The organism is Paenibacillus polysaccharolyticus (genome assembly GCF_023714295.1).
GTDB classification, from domain to species: Bacteria; Bacillota; Bacilli; order Paenibacillales; family Paenibacillaceae; genus Paenibacillus; species Paenibacillus polysaccharolyticus_A.
Map to the genome: position 1 here is coordinate 1 of NZ_JAMAUN010000054.1, position 392 is coordinate 392.

At 57.1% G+C, this 392-nt stretch carries 1 protein-coding gene; it reads left to right on the top strand.

Going from position 1 to position 392, the window contains the following annotated elements:
* Positions 1-145 precede the first annotated feature (145 nt).
* On the top strand, positions 146-392 hold a 247-nt coding region (locus tag M3629_RS28150), incomplete at its 3' end, for a type VI secretion system baseplate subunit TssF (RefSeq protein WP_251512202.1).

Consider the following 392-nt stretch of genomic DNA (forward strand, 5'->3'; position numbering starts at 1 on the left):
GAGGGATACTGAACCTTCTCCCTCACTGATTGGCGTTGACCTGCAACGCCAGGCCTCCTTCGCTCATGGCCGCCCGACGGCCAACTAATCTGACCGCGCAGCCATGCTGCGTGTCTCCCTGTAGACGAATAAGGGAATATTCATAATGGACGATTTAACCCTGCGATATTTTGATGCTGAAATGCGCTACCTGCGCGAGGCGGCAAAAGCGTTCGCGCAGGCTCACCCCGATCGGGCGGCGATGCTGGATCTCGATAAAGCCGGTACGCCGGACCCTTACGTTGAGCGCCTGTTTGAAGGCTTTGCCTTTTCCGTAGGTCGCTTGCGCGAAAAAATTGATGATGATCTGCCGGAGCTGACCGAGGGGCTGGTCAGCATGCTGTGGCCGCACT